This window comes from Flammeovirga sp. SJP92 (assembly GCF_001583495.1).
Taxonomy (GTDB): domain Bacteria; phylum Bacteroidota; class Bacteroidia; order Cytophagales; family Flammeovirgaceae; genus Flammeovirga.
The window spans coordinates 1-25,707 of sequence record NZ_LQAQ01000012.1; the positions used below are offsets into that span (position 1 = coordinate 1).

The window sequence follows — 25,707 nt, forward strand, 5'->3', positions numbered from 1 at the left end:
ATTATCTTTTCCACTTAGACAGTCCGAACTACTGGGGTAACTATACTAAAAAGCAAATCCTTTTCCTAGTTCTAAAAGGAATTGTTGAATATCATCGATCAATGCTTTTTCTAATTCCTGTTCTGTATAAGCAAAGTTTGTTGGAAGATTTAGAAACTCTAACACAGAAGGATTTTTAATGAAATTCTCAGGATTGAGTTCTAAGTCTTTTGTATTTTCTTTCATTTCCGACTCTACTAACTCCTTTGATGGAGAGTGTAATAGCCGTTGATAATACTGAGTAGATATATTTCTATCTAATGTTCGGACTGACCAATTTTGGTTTAGACTCTCCTCCAAATAATACCATTTAGCTTTAGGATCAGTAACTCTCATAATTCTACGATTATGACTCCATGTCAATTGGCTACACAGTGTGTAGCTTTTTTGTAAAGTTGATTCATCAGAAGAATAAGTAAGATAAAATTGTCTGAAGTTTTTAATACTGGCTATTGAAAAACCCTTCCCAAACTCCTCCGTTAACTGCTTCGATAATTCTTTTATTAAATAGCTACCATACTTTGCTTTCGCTTCTCCTTTTTGTTCTTCTTCTACAATGCGTTTTCCAATAGACCAATAGGCTTCTACCATCGCAGAATTAACTACTGAGTGAACTTTATTTTTTGCAGAAGCTAAGATTTGCTTTATTTCTGAATAGAAATTATGCTGTTGAGATGGTATTTGATTTTCCATACTTTTTCATTCAATTATACACACAATCTAATCATTAAACAGCTATCATCAAAGAAAGAAAAAAGGACAAAAAGAAGATCTAAAAACGCTTTAAAAAAGCAATAAAACATTATTTTTTCATCTAGTTATAACTGGAATTGATGTCCCATAAATGTAAAGCATGCCCTAATAACTTGGTGATATTTTCCTCCAATACATTTTCCAAATCCTTTCAATGTGATGGCCTGGTATAAATTCAAATTTCAGAGTTCACACTACTGCATACTCTATATTGTACTTACGTTACACTCTCTTTTATACTGATGAAAGTGTTTTTATAGTCAGTTATTGAATCGTTAATTTTAAGCACAATAGCTCTTCTTTTCAAGATTCGTCTATGAAAGGTCTCAATCTAAAAATTTTTCTTTTAAGTCAGGGGTTAAAAGCATACAACTATCCTTCCTTCCAAACCATCTATAACGGTTCTTAGCGATATAATCATAAATATGATCTCTAATGAAAGGCGGAGTAATTAAAAATACAGCAGATAAATTTCTGGGAAAACCTAGTTTTAAAACAATGTTAAGAACAGCAGTAGATTTTATATAGAATTTGTCCCCGACAGAATATACAATGGAATTATTAGGTTGAAAAGTTACAGATTTATTGTTGTGCAATAGCTGACTAGCGGTTTTTCCCTGTAGAGGAGCAAAGTAAAAGAGGTTCTTGCGATCATGCTTAATGATATATTGTATTGTAGAATCACAAAGGTTACAAACCCCGTCAAATAAAATAATATGTTTTTTTTGATCCATTTTACTTTACAATTTTATGGAAGTAGTTAAAAGTAAATAACCTAAATTGTTGTTCGTTGCAATTTGTGTCAACGTATTTCCAGATGAAATTGTATTGACATAATTGTAATTATTCAGCTTAAAAAGGGTGAGCAAAGATTGCCCAACCAATGAGAAGGATAATCGATCTGATAAGTCATATTTATAAGAAAAATGAAGATCTGGCACGTTGAATTCATCATCTTCAATACTATATTTTGTGAAAATAAAGTTCACATTCCAGATCGTTTTAGTTCCATGACCTCTAACAGAAAATGTATTGGTGATCACCGATTGTCTGTTGATCTCTTCATTATCTAACCAAAATATCATATGATTATAATTCAGTTCATTTGACACTTCCTTGATGAAAAAACTTCGGGGCAAGAAGCTTATGTTGAGTGAAGGAACCCAAGCATCAGACCTGGAAGGGGTATTTACACTATTTACGGAGGTTGTATAATTGTTATAAGTGTAATCCAACTTACCGCCTAATTTAAGGAGATGATAGGATTTTCCGATATAGAAACCTTTTTGGTAGCCAGAACTTAGGGAATGCGACTCTTTTTTATCAAATACTTGATTGGAGTAGTAAAAAACATTATTAGAAATAGAATCAAGTACATTCTGTAAAAAATCTTGTTCACGAGTGTACCTGTATATAATATGATTACTTTTGGATCGAGCAACATTGTTATTAAACCAACTCAATGACGCCTCATCTCTTGTCGCATATTGGTTCACATAGTCACTATTATTGATGATAATTTGATTATAAGAACGCATCATCGTATCAAATAATACATGCAAATTATAAAAGCGATAATCACGGCCGGCACTGATACCTAAAGTGTTCTGCGTTTCAAAATTATAGGTAAGTGAATGATGCATTTTAAAAAAATTGCTATTCTTTGTTTTTTGAGTATGAATAAGCGTTGGTGTGGCTGAAAATGTATAATCCAGTTTGTTTATACTTCCACTTAACGACAATGGAACATCCAAAATAGTGATATCTCGCTCTAAGCTTGTTGTGGTTGGTACATCATTATTAAAAGTCAAATGACCATTTTCAAGGTTTTTTGAAAGGTGTAGCCCCGTTTTAAGAGATGCTTTTTTGAATCTGAATTGCAGGTTAGCGAGAGTGGAAAAAAGTTGTTTTGAAGTCATCTCTTCTTGAGAAAGATCTGGAAAATTTATGTTCGTAAGAAGAGTAGTAAAATCACGGGTATTTCTCTCATTGAAATAATCAACATTGAGGTCAAAAGCAATGTTATCACTCAATAAGTGGGTAATTTTTAAAGCATTGGAAAGTGTAAAGTTCTTTGGCCTATTTTGGTTTAACTCTGTAAAAGTTGTCACCTCAGGTATGTACAATGTATTAAAACTTTTATTATCTCCCTGTTGATCTATAGTCATTGCACTCAATACATTTTGGAATACAGTTTTCTTAGAAAGTATTCTACTATGATTTGCCGTCACTGAAATAAAATTTCCTTTATGTATGTTCTCCGTTTGTTTGTCCTGCGTCAACACATCTGCTACAAATGTGTTGACATCTATTTTTCTTTCCGTTTGTATATTTCCATAGTAGAATACAACCCCTGTTTTACTATTAAGACCTTGCCAGCGAGTCGTTAAATTACTATTACTTACAAAGCTTTTAAAAGTGCGGGAATCGTCCATGAAAAATGGGCGTAATGTATTATTCAACGCACCCGTAGCATATTTTAAAACGGAAGAAGTTACATCTTTTTGTCCTAATTCCTTTTCCCCTACATTATTCGTATTTGTGGTTGCAAAAGCATTTAGCTTATCAGAAAAAAAGAACCCTTTTCCTTTTACAGCAAACTTTTCAGTATAGCCAATGCCTGCATCTATCTGTGCTTTAACAACTCCCTTAAACTCCTCTTTTGTGTCTATGTTGATCACAGGATCTTGTATACGCTTGAAGTCTAAAGTGAACTTATCTTTATAGTTATCGATAATTTGAACATTTTTCATTATCTCATAATTCAAATTATCCAATGCCACTTTATTTTGATTTATAAATACTTCTTTTCCATTAATTAAAACTTTGTTTATTTGTTTCCCTTGATATGAAATGGCACCTTCATCGCCGATTATTACTCCATCCGTTTTATTAAGCATTTCACGTAAAGTACTTTCTTTACTTAAATTCATATGTTCGGTATCCAAATTTAGTGTATCCGTTTCTTCTCGAAGCTCAACTACTACTTCTTTAAGTTCTGTTATACTTTCTTCTAAAGTAATTTCCACTGATTGTCCATTGAGTTGCAATGCCACTGTTTTTTCTTTAAAACCAATGGCAGTAACATTAATGGTGATTGTTTTCAAATCAGAAGGAATTTTTAAAGAAAATTGGCCCTGTGCGTTACTGAAACCATAGGTTATTGGTTTTGACATATCCTCCTTAGGATAAGCAATAATATTGGCAAAAGGGACAACATCACCCGAAACACTTTTTATATCACCTGAAACACTTTTTTCTTGTCCAAATAGATTAAAAGAGTAAAAAATAAAAACAATAATACTATACTGTTTCCACATGTTTTGCTTTTTCTTTAAGAGTACCATAAGCAGCAATATTCCATACAATCATGATAGCTGAAAAGGCATACAATTCCATCATAATGGCAATACTAACGTGCATTAATATTATAGCTGTAAGAGCATATTTCCTAGTTGGTTTTAAGAAGATCAACAAAGGATATAAAAACTCCAACAGTACTGTACCTATCCCTACAAAAGTTAAAATTAAGGGCGAAATAGAAAAAAACGAATTATCTACAGAAGCAATCGCTTTCCAAACAGAATTGCCATTCCACCAACCAGGATCCAACCCTTTGGATACTCCAGACAAACAATATGCAATCGCTAAATGAATTTGCAGTACACGTCTATAATTAAAATTTTCTTTGGATGCATATTTAAAAATCTTCTCATCTATTGAATAGTACCTTCCAACAGGAAAAACGAAACAATAAAAAAGAGACATCGTGAGAAAATAATCATAGCCATAATTGAAAGGAGCAAAACTTCTAAAAATAATAAGCTGAAGAAGCAATGCTAATAAAGCTGTATATCGGGTAAAAAATCCCGTCAATAAAGACAATAAAGCCAATATATAAATTGGAACAGCCAATTTATAAAAAACAGCAGTAAGGTTATTTTCTTCTAAAAAAACGTAAAACACATGCAGATACTTAAAATAACCTGACTGTATATACATCAATTCTTGAGGAATAAGTGTGTTATACTGAGAAAAGAATAAATGCAAATCGGGAAATAATGAAGTAATTTCAATTATTGCCACGAGGCTAATAGCAACTCTATAAAAAACTAAAAATGGAATTATACTTTCTTTTACAGCAAATAGTTTTTCTAAGCTATTGTACAGGGAATTGACCTTCTTGAACAACATATAATTGGGGTTTAATTGTTTTTTTCTTTTGCCATATATCTTGCGGAACGAGCGTTAAAAGCTCAATTTTATAAGAATCACATTTAGGCATGTTTTTAACTTCATTTTTCCCGTACCATTTTAAGACTTTTGCTACATAATCTTTTCTAAAATTATAATGCTCTCTCAATCGGATAGTTTTCGGATTCTCATCTTCGAAAGAGGTTGTATCTGATTTTATTAACTTATCTGTATCAGCTACATAATTGGAGAAAAATGATGCAAACCCTTCTAATCTAGAAATACCATTAGAAGTAGAAAGGTTAAAGTACCTATCCGTTTTCAATACATTATCAGTAGAATCTAAATAATAAGCTCTAAAATATTTTTCTGTTGAAGTATGGATTCCATAAAAACCATACCCTGTATTGATTCCAGTAATTACGTAATAAAAATCTGTATGTTGGTTCTGTTTTAATAAACTAATAACGGGTATATCTACACTTTTATCATGATAAAAAGATAGATAAGCATCAAAAGTTGCCCAAGATGCATGAAAAAAAATAAGTAATAAATGGCTGAAATAAAGTAAAATACGTATTTTCTTTTTCATTATTCAAAGTATATTATAAATTATCTAAGCTTTCATCTCTATAAAAAAACCTTAATATTTAATTGACAATCACAACTTTAAGACATAAAAAGGTTAAGTATTATAAATTACACAGTGATATTAATCTCAGAATAATTCAAATCTATTATCTACCTTTAAATGCTACTATAAAGTATGATTATACCAATTACATAGTTCATCACCCTCGTTTGTATAAACCGAGGTAATGATATATCCACTATAAAAAGAGATTATTAAATGTGAAATACGATTATAAAAACACAAGATACTATTAGATAAAACTGAAAATAATTTGTAAAAGAAACTTAGACAAATCAAGTTCAAAATTATCAGCATCTTAACCAGGATACATCTAAACAATTGAAAATGAATAAAATAACCTCGACTTATTATCAAGTGATGATAAAATTAATTAAAAAAACAACTGTCTAATATCTGAATAAGGTTACAATAACTTATGCTACTCAGAGTGAGAGTATAAAAATGTGTCGGCTTATATAAAAAGATGAAAAGTATATGTATGAAATTTATTATTCGTATTTATAGTATAAAATCAATTATTCTCTTTATAAGGCTTTTTATGATTATGTTCATAAAGTGATCTTGCCAAATCTCCTTTCTTTATTAGTAAAATCGGTTCTTTGTCATAGTGTTTACCCTGTTCTTTCTCTCTTTCAAAGTGATCTAACTTACTAGAATATAGAGTTTTAAAAGCTTCTTTTTCTTCTGTATACTCAATACTATGTAATTTTATTGTTCTAAAATAATCTTCTGCAAGAATTATTAACCCAGGTAATCCCTGATAAACTGAAGGGCCATTGGATATAGGAATATCTTTAGTATACCAAACAATAAGCATAGGGTAATTTTTGGCTTTACTTTTTGCTTTTTTACAATTCAAACCATTTATTTTTTTTTCTTCATTAGTCAATTCCCACTCTATATTTCCTACTTCCCCTTCTGAAAAGAACGTTTGGTTCATAATCCATTCGTGTTTTAGTGTTTTTTGCAAAGGGGTTTTAAGCGTAAATAAAACGGTATCGACCAAAGATGCTCTAATTCTTGGATTTTCCCACCCTAAAGGTCTTACTTGTACTGTAGAGTCCAAAATGTATACAGAAGAATAATCTTCTAGATTAATATACAAACTATAATAGTCAGTAATACCTTTCATAAACTCATAGGTAGAAGCTTTTGATGGAGTGGAAACCATTTGATCTTCAGTCATTCTATATTGACTTATGGGAGAACTAGTATATGTTACTTTTACTACTTCATTTTTTTTTGATTGTCCCCAAACGGTTATTGTCGTGAAAAGTAAAAAGAAAGGAATGAGAGATCTTTTAAACTGTGTCATTTGAGTTTAATATTTTTCAATAATCAAAAGTATAAGTAAAGACCCTCTATTTTACTTAAATAGAGTCTATTACGGTTTGTTTTGTAAAGAATTTTCGAGTTACGATAACCTTTAAAAATAGTATTAAAAAACACTTTTTGAGTAAAGCTAAGAACTTAGAAAGTTCTACTATTGCAAACTGTGATAAGGTCTGATATAAAATTAAATAAGAACAGAGGGTCTAGAATTTGAATTAATACTTACTCAAGACATCTGTCATCAATTCAGGAGAGAGTGCATCTTCTGTCCAAGTATTATCACACTTACTGAAAGTGTTTTGTGTTTCCATTTTAGTCGAACACTTACCAGCAGCCGCTAGCATAGCTTGAGTGTCTAACAATTCACCCATTGAATTGTTTTTTTGAACTGGAGTAAATGCAAAAGCCACGAATGTAAGGGCTATGCCTGTAGCTGAAAGAAATACTTTCTTCATAATTTTAGTTTTAAGGTGATTTACGATGTTATTATAGTTTAAATATTAATTGGCTAAAAGAAATTTAAGATTCTCTCAAAAAAAATTATTTAAATTAAAATTTAGTTAGTTTTTTAATTAGAATTTAGTCAGTTAGCTTTTTTATTTATTAAACTACAATGGTGCTATAGCGATTCAATTTTAATATAAATTTTAATCAGTAAAAAATAGTTTAACATTATTTACAATTTAAAATAACTCACAAATTCCACAAAAATCACCTCTTATTTATGGTTGAATTTTATCACTTTTTCAATAAGTAGTTTCATAGCTCAAATACTTTTTAATACCCCGTTTTTTCACCTATACTTTGTTCCATTCTGAAGATTACAAATATTACTTTTCATCATTTAAACGTGCCTTAAAATAGTATTTAATTTATTTTTGGGTTATTCTGATACTTCTAGGGGTAATTCTAATTGATCCTGTTTTACCTTCAGTAAGTAGTTTAATATATACCTCTTTTTTCTTATACCTAATGTGCTAATTTCTTGCATTTTCAGATGAATTAATTGAATACTTACATCCGTAATCTTCAAAATAATGTATGCTGTTTTGATTTTGTATATTAATTTTAAAATTACTTTCTATAAAACAGAAACAATACATTTTTAATCAACTTCCATTAAAATTTCACTTTCAAACAAGCAATGGAAAAATTCAAAGGCATAGTACACCGCGTTACGTATCATAACAAAGAAAATGGATGGACAGTCATCAGGGTAAATCCTGCAGACAGACCTCATGAACAAATCACTGTTACGGTGCATCAAGCGAATGTTTTTGCGGGGGCTACCTTAGAATTTGAAGGAGAATGGACTACTCATCCTAAATTCGGTGATCAATTTAAAGCTCATTCTACCATTGAGAAAAAGCCAGCAAGTTCGTCTGCTTTGGAGAAGTATATCGGTTCTGGGTTGATTTATGGTGTGGGGCCTAAAATTGCCAAACGGATTGTCAATCACTTCGGGAAAGATACTTTGGAAGTTTTTGAAGAGAACATTGAGCGGTTGACGGAAGTGACGGGAATTGCCACCACAAAACTGGATCAGATTAAAGCTTCATGGACAGAACACCGTGAAATCAGAAATGTGATGCTTTTCCTTCAAGAGTTTGGAGTAAGTACATTGTTCTCTGTCAAAATTTATAAGACTTATGGGAACGATGCGATCAAGATTCTAAAAGAAAATCCTTACCGCCTTTCGAAAGATATTTATGGAATTGGTTTTTTCTCTGCAGATAAAATTGCTTTGAGTATGGGAATTGCCAAGGACAGCCCTAAAAGAATGAGAGCGGCGATCAGTCATGTGCTTTCAGCAAGCCGAGAACAAGGGCATTGTTATCTTGAACTGGAAATCATTCATCAAAATGTAAAAGTATTACTCAAAGAAGATTTCAAAGAGCTGGTGATTTCTGAAATTGAGGCCATGGAAAAGGACAATGACCTCTGTACAAGAATGAAGCAAATGGGTGAATTGGAAGTCAAATGCTATTATTCTAAATCCCTTTTTTACGATGAATTGAATACTGCCAAGATTGTCAAATCCTTTTTAAAGGAGAAAGTAAATGTGGATGCTGAACGTGTAAAAAGATGGCTGGATTTATTCAATTCCAAACAGCAATTCCCTCTGAGTGATGAACAGTTTGATGCCGTTTACGGGGCAGTTCAGCAATCTTTTTCGATCTTAACCGGCGGACCTGGATGTGGTAAAACAACGACAACGAAAGCTTTGGTAAAATTACTTTTAGCCATGAAAAAGCGTGTTCTGTTAGCGGCTCCTACAGGTCGTTCGGCACAGCGTATGGGAGAAGTAATCGGAAGAGAAGCACAAACCATTCACCGCCTATTAGTATGGCAACCCAATACAGGTCAATTCAAAAAGAACGAAGAAGACCCATTGGAAGTGGACTTTATCATTATCGATGAATGCTCTATGCTTGATATTTCCATTTCAGCTTCACTGCTCAAAGCCATTCCAAAATCTGCCCAAGTGCTCTTTATCGGCGACCCTAATCAGTTGCCTTCCGTGGGTGCTGGAAACGTGCTGAAAGATTTGATAGAAAGTGAAGTAGTGCCTTGTTTCCACCTTAAAAAAGTATTCCGTCAGGCACAAGAAAGTCAGATTATCAAGTTTGCCCATCAAATCATAAAACGACAAATTCCTAGAATAGAATCTCCTATCAACTCCCCTAAAATATGGGAAGAAAATATGGATTGCTTATTTATTGATTCGGATGAAGCGACAAAAGAGCAAACGCAATTCATCAAGAAAATGACGCAATCCATGAAGTATGTAATCCAAAACGAAGGAGTTGCTTTTGTCAAAGAAAAAGGTGCAAATGGAGAGGATGACACTTACAAATCCGTAATTCAAGAAGACGATATTTATATTCACAACACCTCTGAAAACGAGATTGAAGAAATCAGAAAAACGGGCGGAAGATCTTTTGTATTCCATATTCCTAATCATTACTTGCACGCTGATTTACAGACTTTGATTCAATCAGAGGATCATGCATCTGCTCTGAAAACAATCATGGAGGAAATTCACCCTTGGTCGAGTTTGCATTATGGATTTGTGGCTTCGGAAATGGTCGTTCGACTTTATGGCAAAACCATTAAAGAAAAGGTGGGTGCAAATTTAGAAACGCAAATTCTCACACCAATGACCGTAGGAAGTATGGGTGCTAGAAATTTGAATCAATTGGTACAAGCGACTTGCAACCCTGAAGCACAAGGGAAAGCGAGCCTTACGATAGGTGATCGTATTTTCAGAATGGGAGACCGAGTGATTCAAAAAAGAAACAACTACGACCTTGAAGTTTTCAACGGTGATATCGGCAAAATTTCATCTATAGACACTGCAAACGTTCAACTAGCTGTTGATTTTGGGACGAGTGAAAATGCCAAAACGGTGTATTATGAAAAGCAAGATATCATTGATCTTGACTTAGCGTATGCTATTACCATTCATAAATCTCAGGGTAGTGAATTTGACGTAGTAATCATCCCCGTTGTGATGCAACATTTCAATATGCTCTATCAAAACTTGATTTACACGGCACTTACCAGGGCAAAGAAAATGGCAATTTTTGTGGGTACAAGAAAGGCTTTTGGTATTGCAGTGAGGAATATTGATAATAGAGCGAGGAAGACGATGCTAAAGGAGATTTTGCAGTAAAAGCCTAGTACTATATTCTGCATATCATTAGCCCACGATTTAAATCGTGGGCTAATGATGTTTTAAAAGTTACGATTATTCTATCTCTGATAATTTCACCATCTCTTTCAATTCAGCATCACTTAAGTTGCCAATCCAAGTTTCCCCTTCGGCTACAGTAAGGTCTGATAGTTCTTTTTTACTTTGGATCATTTTGTCGATTTTCTCCTCGATTGTTCCCTTACAAATCATGCGATGTACCATCACATTTTTATTTTGCCCGATACGGTAAGCCCTATCTGTTGCTTGTGCTTCCACCGCCGGATTCCACCACAGATCAAAATGAATTACATGATTAGCCGCCGTAAGGTTTAAGCCTGTCCCTGCCGCTTTTAAAGAGAGAATAAATATGTTATCCGTTCGGTTATCTTGGAAATTGGACACCATTTCATCCCTATTTTTTCTCGATGAACCACCATGCAAGAATTGCGGTTTCTTCTTCATTCGGTCTTCAATCCACTTTTGTAATAGATCTCCCATGGTTTTGTATTGCGTAAAAATCAATACCTTCTCCCCTTTCTGAACAATCTCTTCTACCAATTCAAACAGACGTTGTACTTTGGTAGAATGCATCGGGTCTTCTTCCTGATTACTCTTCAGTAATAAGTTAGGATGATCGCACACTTGTTTCAAACCAAGCATCATTTTGAGCACCATTCCTCTTCTCGCACTTCCATCATTCTTTTCAATCTCTTCTAATGCGGATTGCACAAATTCCTCATATACCACCACTTGTTCAGGTGCTAGGTTGATAAACTGATTTTTCTCGATTTTATCCGGCAAATCAGAAATAATGCTCTTGTCCGTTTTCACCCTTCTTAAAATAAAAGGCTGAGTGATTTTTTTGAATCGTTCCAATACCTTAAAGTCTTTGTCTTGCTGTATTGGCTTTGCAATGTTTTTGGAGAAATTAGACAGCGTTCCCAAGTAGCCTTTGTTGGCAAAATCCATGACCGACCAGTATTCCGACAGGCGGTTTTCTACCGGCGTACCACTCATACCTATATAAGTATCAGCTTTGATAGACTTAATTAATTTGGTTTGCTGGGTGGCAGTATTCTTAATATTCTGTGCTTCATCAATCACCATCACCGCCCATTTCAACTTCTTCAGTTCGTCTTTAGAATTACGCACCATACCGTAAGTCGTAATCAAAACATCAAAATCATCTGCAAATTTTCGTTTTGCTCCATGATATACAAAAGCTGAAAGATCCGGAGCAAAACGTTCGATTTCTGATTCCCAGTTGGTCAATAAACTAGTAGGCACGACAATCAACGCTTTCTTGCTTTTAAAGTAATTTTCGGTCTTCAATTTCAACAGCAAAGTGATCACTTGAAGGGTTTTCCCTAACCCCATATCATCAGCAATCAAACTACCAAAACCTACCTTAGTATTGCGGTACATCCACTCGAAACCCGCTTTCTGATAAGGTCTCAATGTCGCTTGAAGCCCTTCCGGTTCATGAATTTCTTTTACATCGGTTATCTGACGGATTCCTTTCTTCAATTCATTGGAAAACGTCAATGGACTGCCTTGAATCTCTTCAGAAAATAAAGCTTGACTGATTTCATTAGCTTTAAAAGCAGGAGGCGTTTCCAACTCTTTCAATAACTGTTTCAGCTCTTTTTGATCAAAAAGAACATACTGATTATTTACTTTCACCAAGCCTGACAGATGAGCGTATTTTTTCATAAACTCTTCTCTAGAAATTTGCTCATCACCCAAAGCCACCTGCCATTTGAACCTCAACAACTTCTGTAAATCCATAAAACTTTCGACTCCTTCATCTACTGACTCCGAAGTATCAGCTTTCAATGACTTGCCCGGTTGTAATATTTTTCTCAATACCTTCGGCATCATCAAGTTGATTCCTAATAATTCTATTACAGGAAAAATATCGAATAATACACTGACGATTTCAACATTGTCATACATCAACGGCATTTGTCCTTTGGAATTGATATGCTCTTTTAATGCCGGAAAATAAGACGCCACCAAGAGTAAATCCTGCAACAGATCAAACTTGAAAGCTTTGTATTTTTCATCCTTCCAAAAAGTTGCCAATGCAATAGGTTCCAATGCCTCTCCCTCCTTCTCTATCATTACATTGACGTAATAATTTTCGTCTACCTCTTGTAGCTGAATTACAGGAACGTATTCTTTATGTACAATCTGAAATTTCTGTAACCACTGATTAATACTTCTTGGCACTTCTATCTCTCCAACACCATTAAATTGTTCTTTTCTATTATAGAAAAAGAGATTCAAAAGACGACCTTCTGCATTTAACAGCACCGTATCTTTTGATAAAAAATCTTGTAGAAATAAATGACACAACACATTTACTCCTTCTTTTTTACTCAAATGCTTTACTCCAGTGCTCGTTTTTACTGAGATATTCTGATGCAACAAATGTTCTTGTACTTCTTCTATCACCGCCTTTACTTCCTTAGAAAAAGTAGCAGGTACCCACTGAATAAAATAATCCTCGTCCCGTTGTAATAATCTTGGAAAAAACGCCCCTTTATTCAACAATTTCAAACACAAAAGATAGATATTTCTCAATTGCCGAATAAACAACGGAAACTGATTTTTCTCCTCCTCTTCCATCTGAGTGATGATATTCAATAACTCTTTTTGTGGTGCTTCTTTTGATGAGAAAACAGGAAAGAATTGATTATTTTCTAAGCCTAAAACCGACCATAAGTTAAGTGTCTCATCAAAAACCAAGTTGACCGTATCCTTATTTTTGATTTTCTCCAACAAGTCCTCATTCCTTCCCACCTTTATTTCCTTCTTGGTCAGTCGGTGTACTTTTTGGTAATTTTTATATAGTACATTTTTAAAATCACCTTCCGAAAAATGCGGTTTTTCTTCCAAAAAAGTAAAAACACTCGCGTGTCAAATCCGGTAAGGCAGAGAAATCTAATTGATCCAGCGATTGACAATCGCTTCTAATTCGGATATATCAGACATTATTTTTTTTAAAATTTACAACTACAAATCAACCCTCTCCCCCAATCAAAACCTCCTGCTCCAAACACTTTTTATGATGATGAAATAGATCAACCAACCTTTTCATCCTTTCATCTTCTACACTTAATTTTCTTTTATTCAACTGAAGATCATACAAATTCCTATTCCCATATTTCTGGAGCAATTCTTTGATATTTGGAGGGATAAAGAAAGAAGCCCTTTCTCCTAAATACTTATGATATTCATTTTGGAAAATGCCAATTCCTTCAAAGTCAAAATCGCCGAAATGAAGGTAGGAATTGGGAATGGATTGAAGCCATTGTATCAAATCTTTGGATTGGGATTGAGGATAACGACTGACAAATAAAACCTTTTGATCTTCAAAAAGATACTTTTGTTGTTCGATCATTTTAAAGTTTTCGGCATTCTCAACTCCTACTATTGTAATCTCCTTATCTAAAGTGAAATTTTCATAATCGCTGATAAAAACAAAGCTCCCAAAAGCAGGTTGAAGTATCAATTCCTCTCCATTTAAAACTGCTGAAATAGGCTCATAGCAATTCACCAAAAAGCCTTTAAAAGTTCTTATTTTGGTGGATTTAGAATTAGAAGACACTTTGGTGTTATCGGCTCTACTCTCTCCAGTTTTGAAATTATCTATGTAGGCCAAAAGGTCATTTATTCCCAATTGATTTTTTAAATAAAATTTCAATTGAGAAGGATCTTTGCAGGCTATTTTACGTCTTGTTCGTCCTTGAGTAGAAGATTGTAAAATACCATCTTGAAGCATTTGTTCAAAAGGTGCTCCTTTCAATTGACTCCCCGAAATCACTTCTCCTTGACTTAATTGTAATAACTTTTTGGCTTTACTTTCAGATAACTTCATTACGCTTTAGAGATAATTTGTCGAACCATCGTTTTATGCCCTGCCACTTTATCCAAATGATAAATATGACCATAATCCAACTGATTATTTGTTTCAGGCGATCCGTTCAATACTATAATGTTTCGTTCATTGGCAAACCTCAACAAGCCTTTCACGTTGGTAGAGTGCAATTTTCCAATCTCATCCATAATGATATGCAATTGGAATTCTTTAAACTTCCTCGAAGCACCTTCCTTAAAGACATTCAATAACATGATATTCAACATGGCTTTTACCAAAATATCTGTTCCTTCAGAACCCACATTTTTCAGTTTCTCAATCCAACCAGTATCGTTGCCATTCTCTTCTATTTTAAATAAAATATGAATGGTATCCGACAACAACAATTTCCCAGTTTTTGATTTTCCTATTTCATCTTTCAGGTACTTCAACAGCTTGACGGCATTCCTATTGATCTTATTCAAATCTTTGTTCTGAGTAAAAAGATTTGCAACACCTAAAGAACTATTATTCTCTTCCTGAAACTCCTTGATTCTCTTCAAAACACTGATAATTGGATTTCTACTTTCCTCCAATTTCAGCTCAATATTAGTGACTGCACTAACAAAGTTCTTCAGCTTAAAGTCCTTATTGATCTTTTTAATGACTTGATCTATCTCTGCCGTTTTCTTTAAAAGATCCTGAGTTTCTGTACCGAAAATATTGATGATATTGGCAAATCGTTCATTGAAAATTTTCTCTATTTCTGAAATCTTATCCTCACGAACAAACTCTTTCAGTCGCTCACCAGTATCTCTTACGCCTTTACTTTCTAATTCCTCTACAGATGGGAATTTAAGCACTGAGTTGATTGTAAACTTCCCTAAGTAATTTTTCAGTTTGGTGTAAAGCGTGTTTTTCTTTTCCTCCAAAGTATCAAAGGTCTGATACACTTTTCGATGCAGTTCATCAAAAGTCAAATCTCCTTCCAATGAAGTTACCGTAGTTGCATATTCTTCCAACGCAATCAGCTTATCATCGTCTTTCTGATCTGCATAAATCTTGAGCTCTGCTTCATACATTTGGATAGATTGATTGATCTTGAAAAGCTGTTGTTTTACTTCTTTATGCTTCTCTTCTAAAACATTCAAAGAATTAGAAAATTCAGCCACCAAATTATTGAGCTTTTCTTCTTCATGAAGCATTTCATTTTCAAACGTTTTCTGCTTGTCGATAAACTCACGCTTGTCTTTATCATATTCAAAAACCAATTGCTGATGTTTTTGAATATAGTCTAACTCTGCTTTATGATTTTTAATTTGAAGCGACAGTTTTTCAAGGTGTTGTTTATCCACTCCTTTTCCAGAGAGTTCCTCATTTTTCTGTTCAATCAGTTCTTCAATTTCATTTCTAATCTCCTGTTTATAGTTTTCGATCGCTAATCGTAGTCCGTTTTCTTTCTCTTGAAAATCCTTTTTAAACTGATTCAAACGTCTTGTTTTTTCTTTACGCTTGACCTCTTTCTGTTGCTTTACTCCTTCCTCAAACGAACTTAATTGTTGTTTTAATTCTTCCAGCTGAAGCTGAATGCCCTTCAAATCTTTATTAAGCTGAACTAATTGTAATTCCTTTTCTTTCTGTCCTTTTTCTTTCCACTCTTCCAATAAAACTTCTTGGCGTTCCTTTTCCTTTTTATTTTTCTTAATGGTATTATTGGACACCTCCACAAAGGTCTTCAGCTTATTAATTTGAGGCTGATATTTTTTCTTTAGGTTTTGTTCTTTCTTGATTAACCCCTGATCTAATTCACTCGACTCCTTCCTTACTTTTTCAATCTCACCTAATGTATCTTTCAACTGTTCCTCCAATAGCGACAATGAAAAAGATTTTCCTTCTATCGTTTTCAAATCAATACCTACTCCATAAAATGAAGTAGCTAACTGCTCTAATACCTGAGGGTTAAGTTCATCATGAAATAATAAATCTTGATCAATAACTTTACCGATATTCTCTGACCAATCTTTTTTATAATTCGTCAACCAAGCCAAAAGGGTGTGATTGTATTTTTGAATTTTACCCTCTAAATCCTTTTTCGTTTGAGTCAGTTGCTCAAAACGCTGATTCAAATTAGCTCGTTCATTTTCAACCTCTTTTTGATAGATTTCTAATTCATGCGTCCAGCTGATACGAAGTCCCTCTATTTCCTGTTCAGACTTCAGCACTTCTTGTGCTAATGTATTCGTTTCCTCTATTCCTTTTTGAAGTAGCTTTTTTACTTGTTCAATTTCAGATTGATAAAATTGCTTATTTCTACACTCATTGATCTCAATTTGTTTCTCCGATTTGTTGTTTTGAACTGTAGAAAAGTGTTCTTGTAAAGCAATTCTTTTGTCAGCATTGGTCTCATCCAACTGATCAAATAATTGTTCGTACTCTTGATTTAAACCTCTCTCCTGCTCAATTAATTTATCTTTCAACTCACCTATTGAAGCCTCTTTCTGCTGAATAAATACAGATTGTTCTGCTTCCTTTTGAGCTTGGAGTGATTTGTATTTCACTTCTATATCTTGATACTGACTAGTAAGCGAAGACTCTTCTGATTCAAGATTTTTAAGTTTGATTGCAATACTTGGACGCTCTTTTACTCGACGTTCTACCTCATGAATATTTTGAGATTGATAATACTTTTTCTTTTCTCTCGTCTTTTTAAGATTATCCCTTAATACACTGATTTTTGAAACTATCGTCTCTTTCCTTTTAGAATGCAACGACATTTCATGAGCTATTTTATCACTCAACTTCACCTCATTTTGAGAAAGTAGATCTGCATTATCTTTTAAGGCAGGTAATTGATCATTCAACCATTTTTCTCTGCTGTACAACTGACTATACAAAGAATACAACTGACTATCCACATCATCTAATTCGAGTAAAACCTCAAAAGATTGCTCTAAAATTTTTACATTTTTATCCTTTTTATATTCATCAATATCATTCAATTGTTCTTCAAAATCATATAAGTGATGACTGTAAGTATTCAGATCAATGTACTTTTCTTCACTGTCCAATGAATCAATAATAATTTTCTGAATATCGTCTGCCGAAACATCTGCATTGAGGTATACACTCTGAATCGTTTTATAAATAGTACCGTATTGCTTCGTTTCTAGTAAATTGTATTTTTTGAATTCCCTTTGATTCTGTTGAGCACCATAAATGATATCACGATAAGTAGTATAATTATCGATTACCTTTGAAAGTCCAATTCCCTCTTTATCTAAAACCCCTCTGATCTGATTCCAATGATTGAAAACTTCCCCATTTTCAGTCATAAAAAATCGCTTTTCAAAACGACTATCAAAGAATCGAAATTGTACTTTAGACTGAGCACGAAACAGCACTACACAAAAACTTCCTCTTTCCGTCGCTACCTCATAAATGATATAAGAATTATCATTTTTCAAATACCAATTAACAAAACGAGTTTGTTCCCTTTTAATGCCCAGCTTTTTGGTATCCGCATTATAAAAGAATAATAACGTTCTAAGAATTGTACTTTTCCCTACTCCTTGCGTACCACCAAAATGACAATTACTGTCCAATTCTATTTCTGCATAAGGAATATTCGCACAATGGATTAATATAACTTTATTGAGGGTTCTCATGTTTAGTTTTCGTTTGTTGTTGGTTCTTCAATATCAATGCTCAAAATCAATTCTTCGAGGTAAGAAAAAGAATTCAATACTTTGTAAGTCATAGAAAGGTCATCAATCACTTCCACAAAACCTTCCTTTTTTAAGATCTCAAAAAGTTCGTTCACACTCTCATCGTATTTCTCTTTTTTAGTGATCCTTTTTAATAAATTGAGTTTATTTTTCAGGTTCTGATTTACCCCAATAATAGATGAAATTTCTGAAGGTGTGATTTGCGTTCCTACTCCAAAAGATTCATCATACGACTTGAAAAAGTCCAAAATACTGATCCATCGCATCGCCCTTTCCAACTTACTTTTGAGTGTGCTCTTTTCCTCCTCTCTACTGAAATAAAAACAGTCCTTCCCTTCCACTAAATAAAAACCAATCTGATCAAAATAATCCTGTGTCGCTTCCTTCTCTTTTTCTAAATACTGATAGAGTTTCTTCTGTGTAGAATTGATAGAGTTTGAAGAAATAAAATGTCCTTTACTCAAGATTTCAAAAATTTGTTTGTTATAGTTTTCTCTAGGCATATTTCTTTCTTTTAGGGTAAACTTTCGCAAAATATCGATCTTCGTATCTTATTTTATCATCGGTAATTTCAATCTCATTACTATAGTAATTGATGATCTTATAATAGCACCCTACCAATTCGACATAAGACACTTCAAAAGGAAATTCATAGTGAAATACAAAATTAAACAAATCATTTCCTTGAGCTAAAAAGCTACGTTTCACTTCTTCATGATTGATAAAATAGACTCTTTCTGTTTGCTGACTTAAAAGGTTGACATCAATAGCTTCTGCTGAAGGTGCTTTTCTTCTCTCCTTGTTTTTTTGATTTTGATTGATCTCTTTAATCAATTGATACACATCATCCTCTTCGAGAATATCCAAGTCCAACTTCAATGGATACGTTTTCCTTTTCTCAAAAAGTACCTCCTTCCTATCATTGAGCACTTCCTTGATATTAGTTTGAGCTTCCAATTCCACCTGATCCATCAATAATTTCAGTTGCTTGACTTTCTCTACCACTTGAGAATTATGTCTCACCTGATTGATATACTGAAGCAACTGCCTTTGAATTTCGACCAAATTATGATTGGCAGAATTAAATTCTTTCTTCAACTCCACAACTATCGTTTGCAACTCTTCATCGGCAGAAAGTACAAAAAAGGAAACCTCTTCTTTATCAATCAAATGTCTAGATTGAGCAATTAAGTTCTGAATCTCTTCGGTTTTCCCTTTAAAATTTTCGAGCTTCTTTAATTTGATTTGATAGTTTTCTTCCGTTTTAAAAGTCGTATCAATATTTCTGATCAGATCGTCAATATTCCTCGAACAGATTTTACCGATTCTACTTAAATCTTTCTTGATTATTTTGAAGTAACGATGCTTTCTATGTTGACTATTTTCCTTAGAGAAGTAGTCAATATTCTCCTTTATAATTTTTATATGCTCGTTAAAAGAGGAAATATTGATGGTTTCATTTACCTGCATCAACTCCTCAAAAAAGGAAAGAAACTGATCTTCTATTTCAAGGTGCTGTCCATTTTCTTTTAAAATACCTTTATCAATCAAACGCTGAATTTTAACCTCTCCTCCTTCCCCCAACAATTCCAACGCCTGCTCATATTCATAATCGTATCTTTTCCTGTTCTTAAAAATCTCATCAATCAGCTTTTTTCCCTCATTAAGGGTGCCTATGATTTCTGATATATCTTGGAAGTGGTACATTCTTAAATTTTGAGTTAATTATCTTTCAATCTCTCCTTAAAAACCTCTTTTTGTCTTTCAATTTCGGCTTTTAATTCCTCTTCTGTAGGCAGGTAAGTTAAATATTTTGAATCAAATAATTGTTGACTATCATTCAATATCTATATAAAAACTTGTAGTGAATCCAAGTCAATTGGGCATACAGTGTGTGCCCAATTTGAAAATCAGGAAAAGCAAGTAGAATTGTCTGAAATATATTAGAAGTAAAAAGATATATACTTTATCAGTAGTCTTAAACTATCAATTTTAATTGTCTATACTTTTTCTCCAAAACCTCTTTGTATTTTTCTTTTAACTCCTTAGATAAAAAAGATTGATCTAAAACCTCTATTGCTTTAGGGAGATTCTTTAGCATTCTTTTAAACACCATTTATTTGTTTTTGATTCAAACCTAGTTCTACTCCCAAAGACTCAAAATGCTCTCTTTTTAATTTCATTCTTTTCCCTTTTAAAGTTAAAGCCAATTCTTCCTCACCTTCTGGTAATAGCACATTTACATTCAATAAGTCATAAGCAGGAGCTAATACCCATCCATTCTCAGTATTGATCAATGAGAAGTTTTTCAAATGCATATCATTATTTCCAGTTAAAAAGCTGAATACAGCTAATTCAAAGAAATAGATATTATCTAATAAAGGTTGATCTGAATATTCATTGATCACCTTCCCAATTTTTTCCATGGAACTTCGATACTTATCAAAGGCTTCAGTAATTTGAAACATATCGATCATGTGGATCTTCTCTCCTTTTTTAGTTCTATCAATTCTCCTTGTGGTATAAGAAAGTTCACCCAATACCAAACGAATAAGACTACAAGGAATATAGTTGTAATAGAAAACCAATACATTAAGCCATTTTTTTCCTCATAAGATATTAACCGTGATAAAGTCTAATGAAAAACAATAAAAGTATACGATAAATTATCGCATGTAATTAATATTGACTACTAGAGTTTACTCTACTTGAAAAAATAACAATTCAATTTTTACTCCTACATTAATAAGACAATTAATACAAAAACTTCTTCTCATTTTGTATATTTATTAAAATTCTAAATGATTAACATGCTGACACCTGAAGAACAAAATGCTGAAAATGCCCTAGATAATAGCTTCAAAGGATCTATTGAAGTGATCAAGAATGCATTAGAAGAAGAAGATCTTAACACTATTAGAGAAGTGATTGGGAATATTACTGTTTGGTCTGGACATTTGGGAGATCGCCCCAAGTGGTTATCTGGATTTAATCAATCTTTAAATGATCTTTTGGATATATATGGAAATAGTGACGCTCCAGAAGCAAAAACCATTTTCTTTGAAAAACTTCGGTTAGCTTACCGTTCCATTATTATCGAAAACAATTCGTAACACCTCCATTTAGACTGGTAAAAGCATGATTATATCAGTGATATGCTCGCAAACCCAATAGCCTCTTTGAATAGTTTTTTATCATTATGTAAATTCATACAATATGCCATTTTTGAGAAGTAGATACTCCATTAAGTCTATATAATTTTCTGTATACAAACTATATCACAAAAAAAGAGGGCAAAAACCCTCTTTCAAATATCTATATACTATTTTTAGTATTACATTATTTTCCGATACAGAACTTACTAAAAATATTCTCCAACAAATCATCTGTTGTCACTTCACCAGTGATCTCACCAAGGTGATGTAACGATGTACGAATATCCAATGCTAAGAAATCTCCAGTCATGCCCATTTCCACACCATTAATTACATCGTCTAATGCTTTCATGGTTTCACGGAGCGATTGATAGTGACGGGCGTTGGTGACCATAGTGTTTCCTGATTGTACTTTATCAAGGTTGACAAGGTGTAATGCTCGTTCTTTTAGTTCTTCAACTCCTGTTCCTTTGTCGGCTGAAATTTCTAAAAGATGCTCTGAGAATTCTTTGAACTCAGGTGCTAAACCGCCTTCTAGTTGATCCAATTTATTGGCTACTAAAATGTAGGGAACACCCAATTGTTCTAAGGCTTCTACTTCAGCTTTTACGTCTTCAAAAGTGGAAGTAGCAGCATCGAACATGTACATGATCAATGAGGCTTTCTTCATCTTTTCATAAGAACGTTGCACACCGATGGCTTCTACTCTGTCTTCTGTTTCACGCAATCCGGCTGTATCTACAAAACGGAAAGTAACGCCACCGATATTGATTTCGTCTTCGATAAAATCACGAGTGGTACCTGCTACATCTGATACAATCGCTTTTTCTTCATTTAGTAGAGCGTTCAATAGCGTTGATTTTCCGGCATTTGGTTTACCTGCGATTACGGTAGGAACACCGTTTTTCAACACATTACCCATTGAGAAGGAATCGATCAAGGCTTTGATCACGCGTTTCAATTCGTTGATCAAATCGACTAACTCATCTCTTGAGGCAAATTCAACATCTTCTTCTGAGAAGTCTAATTCCAATTCGATCATAGATGCAAAGTGGATCAGCTTTTCACGAAGTGCTTTGATGTCTTTTGAGAATCCACCACGCATTTGTTGCATTGCGGCATCTCTTGAGGCATGAGAATCGGCAGCGATCAAATCAGCTACGGCTTCTGCTTGTGCTAAATCGAGTTTTCCATTGGCAAATGCACGTTGGGTAAACTCGCCTGCTTTGGCGTAGCGAGCTCCTGTTTTCATAAAAAGCTGGAGCAATTGATCGACGATAAACTGAGAACCGTGACATGAAACTTCCACGGTATTCTCACCTGTATATGACTTAGGGCCATAGAAAATAGTCGCCAAAACTTCGTCTACAATGGTTCCATCCTCTTCACGGATAGTTCCAAAGTGAGCAGTATGACCTTCTTGTTTTTCTAGGTTTTTCCCTTTGAAAACTTTGTTGACAATTTTGATGGCATCAGGTCCAGACAAACGGATGACATGGATGGCTGACTGCCCTGGTACTGTTGCTAAGGCAACAATTGTATCTAATTCTAACGTATTATGCATTAGGTTGATATTAAATTCAGTGCAAAGATACAGTTAATTTTTTTAAGGTCATTTTTATTCAAAGTCATTCGTATTCTACCAATAAAAAAGTGGTAAAACTATATCAAAATAGCTTTACCACTTTTAAATATCTATTGAATTTATTCTTTTGACCTAGAACCTAATACACTTGAAATTAGTTCAATTGCTTCAATAATTTTTCAGCCACTAACTCTGATGAAGCTGGATTTTGACCTGTAATGATCAAGCCATCCTCTACTGCATAGGCTCCCCAATCTGCACCTTTTGAGTAGGTACCGCCGTTTTCTTGTAACATATCTTCTACTAAGAAAGGAACGATTTCAGTCAATTGAATTGCCGCTTCTTCACTGTTAGAGAAACCTGTTACTTTTTTACCTTTTACTAATGGAGCACCATCTTTTGCTTTTACATTTTTGAAAATAGCTGGCGCGTGACAAACTGCAGAAACAGGCTTACCTGAATTGTAAAAGTCCTGAATCAATGCAATTGAATTCTCATCTGTTACTAAATCCCACAATGGACCGTGACCACCTGGATAGAAAACAGCATCATAATCTGCCGCATTTACCGTAGATAATTTCAATGTATTGGCCATTTGAGTTTTTGCCTCTTCATCAGCTTTGAAACGTACAGTCGATGGTGTTTGTGCATCTTTTGCATCACTTTTCGGATCAAATGGAGGTTGTCCGCCTTTTGGTGAAGCCAAGGTAATTTCAACGCCTTTATCTTTTAGAAAATAATAAGGGGTAGCAAATTCTTCGATCCAGAACCCTGTTTTTTCACCTGAATCACCTAATTGATCGTGGCTCGTTAAAACGAATAAAACCTTTTTTACAGCTTTCGTTTCACTCTTTGTTTCTTTTGATGATTGAGAAGAATTGTCTGCTCCACATGAAGCAAAAATTAAAGTCGATAATAAACCGATTAAGAAGTTTTTAATATTGATCATAACTGTTTTATTTTTTGATGATGCAAAGCTCAAAAAAATAATTCAGTGAAAAAATTGATCTATGATAAGAAAAGACTAGTCCTTCGCGATTTCCCTTCTAATTCTACTTAGGCTTTCTGTTGTTATGCCCAAAAAAGACGCAATATGATAGTTTTTAATATGGGTTTCGATTTCCTTATGAGTTTGAAGAAAATCAAGGTATTTCTCTTTGGCTGTTTTTGATAGATCATTAATGATTCTTTTTTGAAATGCACCAAAACTATGCTCCATTTTTTCTCTGAAGAAACTTTCTACTTTCGGTATATTCTCAAAAATCTCTATTTGAGCTTTCCTTGTAAATTCTAATACAGTCGTTTTCTGAATACTTTCAATCGTTAAAACAGCAGGATTTCCATCAAAAAAGGCAGTATAATCACTGATCCACCAATCATGAATGGCAAACTGTAATGTATGATCCCGCTCCTGTGCATCTTCAAAAAAAGAACGTAAACAACCTTCCAACACATAATATTGAGACAAAGTAGGCTGTCCTTTTCTTAAAAGCACCTCCCCTTTTTTAAGTGCTACTTCCTGACACCTTTCTTTGATAAAAGCATATTCTGAATCGGTGAGTTCTAAACCTTTGAAGATTTCTGTGATTGATTTCATTTTACAAAAATAATCAATTCACTCTTTTTACTATTCTAAAGTTACGAAGAAAGTAAAATCAGGTGAGGTTCATTATTTTCACCTCACCTTGAAGATTATTTTGATGTATAAAGCCATTTACCCAAATAACGATAAACAAGTGGCATCACAGGATTTACCATTAGTGCTCCAACAATTACTACCGTAAAAAAGATATTCACTTTTGGATGAAATTCTTCCATTGGAAACAAATATTGAAGCATCATATCTACCATAACAATTAATGGGTAAACTGTAAATATGGTCACTAAAACCTGCTTCCAATACACAGGATTTTCTTTATTTTTGCTCATGACTAATAGGCTGTTTTATACCCTACATTTACAGGTGAAGACAGAATGAATAGTTCTGCCTCTTCCAAAGCTTTCCAAGTCAATAGCTCTTGACCTTCCACCTTTACAAAAGCATCTTTTTCCATTAACTTTCCTGCCACTTTTACGGCTCCATCCATCAAATAAATAGAATAAACTTTTGAAGGGTCTAAATCAAACTCACCTTCTCCTTTTGGTAATTTGTAGCGTTTGATTTCCACCTCAGGAGCATTGGTCTGAATAGGCCCTGCCTGCCCAGCGTAATTCATTACTTCCAACCCGTTTTCTGTTGTCCATGAAAACTCATTGGACTGGAAATCTCTATAACTTGCTTTTTGGGTGAGTGACTTTGAAAAATCAGGATCAAACCATATTTGAAATGCTCGAGATCCTTTTAGATATTTTTCCGAGTGATATACTCCATTACCCGCATAGATTTGCTGAACCCCTCCTCCTGGTAACGGAGTCCATTTATTTGTGGCTGTATCAAAGTGTTCTAATCCTCCTTCAAAAATGAAAGTGAGAATTTCTATTCCTTTATGAGGGTGCATAGGGAAAGTCCCTTCCTCATTGGCTTCCACGTGGGCCCAATAGATTAAATTAGAGTACAAAGGGTCTCCTGCCAATGGTTTATTTTCATGCAATTTTCCTCCAAAAAGTGCAACTGCATGTTGTTGTGAGCGTTTTTTTATATTTAATTCCATGATGATTTTTTTAATGTGATTGATAAAGGAAAAAGAGTATTCTTATCCATCTTACCTCA

20 protein-coding genes are annotated in these 25,707 nt (G+C 33.7%); 2 read left to right on the forward strand and 18 right to left on the reverse strand.

Features of this window, described 5'->3' with window-relative positions; genetic code table 11:
• Nucleotides 1-45 precede the first annotated feature (45 nt).
• From AVL50_RS00420 to AVL50_RS00450, 7 genes are all read right to left on the reverse strand, one after another.
• Entirely contained in the window at nucleotides 46-732 is a 687-nt protein-coding gene (locus tag AVL50_RS00420) for a PDDEXK nuclease domain-containing protein (protein ID WP_062614505.1), read from the reverse strand.
• Nucleotides 733-1,118: 386 nt separating this feature from the next.
• Complete coding sequence (locus AVL50_RS00425) at nucleotides 1,119-1,526, reverse strand: thiol-disulfide oxidoreductase DCC family protein (protein WP_062614506.1); 408 nt, start codon at nucleotides 1,524-1,526, stop codon at nucleotides 1,119-1,121.
• 6 nt (nucleotides 1,527-1,532) lie between these two features.
• Nucleotides 1,533-4,112 (reverse strand): carboxypeptidase-like regulatory domain-containing protein, encoded by a 2,580-nt coding sequence (locus AVL50_RS00430; protein WP_172826734.1) that lies wholly within the window; start codon nucleotides 4,110-4,112, stop codon nucleotides 1,533-1,535.
• A complete protein-coding gene (locus AVL50_RS00435; RefSeq protein WP_062614508.1) occupies nucleotides 4,096-4,986 on the reverse strand; it encodes an HTTM domain-containing protein in 891 nt (296 codons plus the stop codon). The genes AVL50_RS00430 and AVL50_RS00435 overlap by 17 nt, the downstream gene beginning before the upstream one ends.
• Nucleotides 4,952-5,578 (reverse strand): hypothetical protein, encoded by a 627-nt coding sequence (locus AVL50_RS00440; RefSeq protein WP_062614509.1) that lies wholly within the window; start codon nucleotides 5,576-5,578, stop codon nucleotides 4,952-4,954. The genes AVL50_RS00435 and AVL50_RS00440 overlap by 35 nt, the downstream gene beginning before the upstream one ends.
• Nucleotides 5,579-6,152: 574 nt before the next feature.
• Nucleotides 6,153-6,956, reverse strand: coding sequence for a GLPGLI family protein (locus AVL50_RS00445; RefSeq protein WP_062614510.1), 804 nt, complete (start codon nucleotides 6,954-6,956; stop codon nucleotides 6,153-6,155).
• 232 nt (nucleotides 6,957-7,188) lie between these two features.
• Nucleotides 7,189-7,428 carry a hypothetical protein gene (locus AVL50_RS00450; RefSeq protein ID WP_062614511.1) on the reverse strand — a complete coding sequence of 80 codons (240 nt, stop codon included), beginning with the start codon at nucleotides 7,426-7,428 and terminating at the stop codon, nucleotides 7,189-7,191.
• 689 nt (nucleotides 7,429-8,117) lie between these two features.
• Here AVL50_RS00450 and AVL50_RS00455 point away from each other — a divergent pair.
• Complete coding sequence (locus tag AVL50_RS00455; protein ID WP_062614512.1) at nucleotides 8,118-10,649, forward strand: AAA family ATPase; 2,532 nt, start codon at nucleotides 8,118-8,120, stop codon at nucleotides 10,647-10,649.
• A 75-nt stretch (nucleotides 10,650-10,724) separates the two neighbouring features.
• Here the strand turns inward: AVL50_RS00455 and AVL50_RS00460 are convergent, their stop codons facing one another.
• The 6 genes from AVL50_RS00460 to AVL50_RS00485 all read right to left on the reverse strand — a co-directional run bounded on the left by AVL50_RS00460 (nucleotide 10,725) and on the right by AVL50_RS00485 (nucleotide 20,845).
• On the reverse strand, nucleotides 10,725-13,571 hold the full coding sequence (locus AVL50_RS00460; protein WP_062614513.1) for a DEAD/DEAH box helicase: 2,847 nt from the start codon (nucleotides 13,569-13,571) through the stop codon (nucleotides 10,725-10,727).
• Between the two features lie 124 nt (nucleotides 13,572-13,695).
• A complete protein-coding gene (locus tag AVL50_RS00465; RefSeq protein WP_062614514.1) occupies nucleotides 13,696-14,553 on the reverse strand; it encodes a DUF2220 family protein in 858 nt (285 codons plus the stop codon).
• Nucleotides 14,553-18,197: an ATP-binding protein gene (locus AVL50_RS00470; protein WP_062614515.1), complete on the reverse strand. Its 3,645-nt coding sequence runs from the start codon at nucleotides 18,195-18,197 to the stop codon at nucleotides 14,553-14,555. Before AVL50_RS00470 ends, AVL50_RS00465 begins: the two co-directional genes overlap by 1 nt.
• Nucleotides 18,198-18,199: 2 nt before the next feature.
• Nucleotides 18,200-18,760 (reverse strand): hypothetical protein, encoded by a 561-nt coding sequence (locus tag AVL50_RS00475; RefSeq protein ID WP_062614516.1) that lies wholly within the window; start codon nucleotides 18,758-18,760, stop codon nucleotides 18,200-18,202.
• Entirely contained in the window at nucleotides 18,753-19,964 is a 1,212-nt protein-coding gene (locus AVL50_RS00480; RefSeq protein WP_062614517.1) for a hypothetical protein, read from the reverse strand. The genes AVL50_RS00475 and AVL50_RS00480 overlap by 8 nt, the downstream gene beginning before the upstream one ends.
• A 398-nt stretch (nucleotides 19,965-20,362) precedes the next feature.
• On the reverse strand, nucleotides 20,363-20,845 hold the full coding sequence (locus AVL50_RS00485; RefSeq protein ID WP_216638997.1) for a HipA domain-containing protein: 483 nt from the start codon (nucleotides 20,843-20,845) through the stop codon (nucleotides 20,363-20,365).
• Nucleotides 20,846-21,067: 222 nt separating this feature from the next.
• On the opposite strand from AVL50_RS00485, the gene AVL50_RS00490 reads away from it, so the two are divergent.
• Nucleotides 21,068-21,370 (forward strand): hypothetical protein, encoded by a 303-nt coding sequence (locus AVL50_RS00490; protein ID WP_062614519.1) that lies wholly within the window; start codon nucleotides 21,068-21,070, stop codon nucleotides 21,368-21,370.
• Between the two features lie 226 nt (nucleotides 21,371-21,596).
• Here AVL50_RS00490 and mnmE read toward each other — a convergent pair whose 3' ends face one another.
• The 5 genes from mnmE to AVL50_RS00515 all read right to left on the reverse strand — a co-directional run bounded on the left by mnmE (nucleotide 21,597) and on the right by AVL50_RS00515 (nucleotide 25,648).
• Nucleotides 21,597-22,976, reverse strand: coding sequence for a tRNA uridine-5-carboxymethylaminomethyl(34) synthesis GTPase MnmE (mnmE, locus tag AVL50_RS00495; RefSeq protein ID WP_062614520.1), 1,380 nt, complete (start codon nucleotides 22,974-22,976; stop codon nucleotides 21,597-21,599).
• A 175-nt stretch (nucleotides 22,977-23,151) separates the two neighbouring features.
• Nucleotides 23,152-23,946 carry a type 1 glutamine amidotransferase domain-containing protein gene (locus AVL50_RS00500; RefSeq protein WP_082795603.1) on the reverse strand — a complete coding sequence of 265 codons (795 nt, stop codon included), beginning with the start codon at nucleotides 23,944-23,946 and terminating at the stop codon, nucleotides 23,152-23,154.
• Nucleotides 23,947-24,021: 75 nt separating this feature from the next.
• On the reverse strand, nucleotides 24,022-24,594 hold the full coding sequence (locus tag AVL50_RS00505) for a Crp/Fnr family transcriptional regulator (protein ID WP_062614521.1): 573 nt from the start codon (nucleotides 24,592-24,594) through the stop codon (nucleotides 24,022-24,024).
• Nucleotides 24,595-24,689: 95 nt separating this feature from the next.
• Entirely contained in the window at nucleotides 24,690-24,926 is a 237-nt protein-coding gene (locus AVL50_RS00510) for a hypothetical protein (RefSeq protein ID WP_062614522.1), read from the reverse strand.
• Nucleotides 24,927-24,928: 2 nt separating this feature from the next.
• Complete coding sequence (locus AVL50_RS00515; protein WP_062614523.1) at nucleotides 24,929-25,648, reverse strand: pirin family protein; 720 nt, start codon at nucleotides 25,646-25,648, stop codon at nucleotides 24,929-24,931.
• Between the last annotated feature and the right edge of the window lie 59 nt (nucleotides 25,649-25,707).

Bases quoted from the DNA above. Each gene is read 5' to 3' on its own strand.
- AVL50_RS00420 (WP_062614505.1), bottom strand. From the start codon at position 732: ATGGAAAATCAAATACCATCTCAACAGCATAATTTCTATTCAGAAATA.
- AVL50_RS00425 (WP_062614506.1), bottom strand. From the start codon at position 1,526: ATGGATCAAAAAAAACATATTATTTTATTTGACGGGGTTTGTAACCTT.
- AVL50_RS00430 (WP_172826734.1), bottom strand. From the start codon at position 4,112: ATGTGGAAACAGTATAGTATTATTGTTTTTATTTTTTACTCTTTTAAT.
- AVL50_RS00435 (WP_062614508.1), bottom strand. From the start codon at position 4,986: ATGTTGTTCAAGAAGGTCAATTCCCTGTACAATAGCTTAGAAAAACTA.
- AVL50_RS00440 (WP_062614509.1), bottom strand. From the start codon at position 5,578: ATGAAAAAGAAAATACGTATTTTACTTTATTTCAGCCATTTATTACTT.
- AVL50_RS00445 (WP_062614510.1), bottom strand. From the start codon at position 6,956: ATGACACAGTTTAAAAGATCTCTCATTCCTTTCTTTTTACTTTTCACG.
- AVL50_RS00450 (WP_062614511.1), bottom strand. From the start codon at position 7,428: ATGAAGAAAGTATTTCTTTCAGCTACAGGCATAGCCCTTACATTCGTG.
- AVL50_RS00455 (WP_062614512.1), top strand. From the start codon at position 8,118: ATGGAAAAATTCAAAGGCATAGTACACCGCGTTACGTATCATAACAAA.
- AVL50_RS00465 (WP_062614514.1), bottom strand. From the start codon at position 14,553: ATGAAGTTATCTGAAAGTAAAGCCAAAAAGTTATTACAATTAAGTCAA.
- AVL50_RS00470 (WP_062614515.1), bottom strand. From the start codon at position 18,197: ATGAGAACCCTCAATAAAGTTATATTAATCCATTGTGCGAATATTCCT.
- AVL50_RS00475 (WP_062614516.1), bottom strand. From the start codon at position 18,760: ATGCCTAGAGAAAACTATAACAAACAAATTTTTGAAATCTTGAGTAAA.
- AVL50_RS00480 (WP_062614517.1), bottom strand. From the start codon at position 19,964: ATGTACCACTTCCAAGATATATCAGAAATCATAGGCACCCTTAATGAG.
- AVL50_RS00490 (WP_062614519.1), top strand. From the start codon at position 21,068: ATGCTGACACCTGAAGAACAAAATGCTGAAAATGCCCTAGATAATAGC.
- mnmE (WP_062614520.1), bottom strand. From the start codon at position 22,976: ATGCATAATACGTTAGAATTAGATACAATTGTTGCCTTAGCAACAGTA.
- AVL50_RS00500 (WP_082795603.1), bottom strand. From the start codon at position 23,946: ATGATCAATATTAAAAACTTCTTAATCGGTTTATTATCGACTTTAATT.
- AVL50_RS00505 (WP_062614521.1), bottom strand. From the start codon at position 24,594: ATGAAATCAATCACAGAAATCTTCAAAGGTTTAGAACTCACCGATTCA.
- AVL50_RS00510 (WP_062614522.1), bottom strand. From the start codon at position 24,926: ATGAGCAAAAATAAAGAAAATCCTGTGTATTGGAAGCAGGTTTTAGTG.
- AVL50_RS00515 (WP_062614523.1), bottom strand. From the start codon at position 25,648: ATGGAATTAAATATAAAAAAACGCTCACAACAACATGCAGTTGCACTT.